Source organism: Bacillus sp. 05T22, assembly GCF_056396765.1.
The window spans coordinates 1-318 of sequence record NZ_JBFTMC010000317.1 but is presented as its reverse complement, the minus strand read 5'-3'; the positions used below and the strand labels follow the sequence as shown (position 1 = coordinate 318).

Here is a 318-nt window from a genome sequence, read left to right as displayed (position 1 = left end):
ACGCACAGGACTTAAAATCCTGCGGTGGGTGACCACCGTGCGGGTTCGACCCCCGCCCTCGGCACCATATGCGCCCGTAGCTCAATTGGATAGAGCGTTTGACTACGGATCAAAAGGTTAGGGGTTCGAGTCCTCTCGGGCGCGCTTTTATTAACGGGAAGTGGCTCAGCTTGGTAGAGCACCTGGTTTGGGACCAGGGGGTCGCAGGTTCAAATCCTGTCTTCCCGATATTTTTAAAACATGGGGCCTTAGCTCAGCTGGGAGAGCGCCTGCCTTGCACGCAGGAGGTCAGCGGTTCGATCCCGCTAGGCTCCACTT

At 57.2% G+C, this 318-nt stretch carries 3 tRNA genes; all 3 read left to right on the top strand.

From position 1 onward, the window contains the following. The first annotated feature begins 70 nt into the window (after positions 1–70). The 3 genes from AC1DIT_RS28670 to AC1DIT_RS28660 all read left to right on the top strand — a co-directional run bounded on the left by AC1DIT_RS28670 (position 71) and on the right by AC1DIT_RS28660 (position 315). Positions 71–144: transfer RNA gene (locus tag AC1DIT_RS28670), tRNA-Arg, on the top strand. Positions 145–154: 10 nt separating this feature from the next. After that, positions 155–228 (top strand) — tRNA-Pro (locus AC1DIT_RS28665). Positions 229–242: 14 nt separating this feature from the next. Further along, positions 243–315 (top strand) — tRNA-Ala (locus AC1DIT_RS28660). Positions 316–318 lie beyond the last annotated feature (3 nt).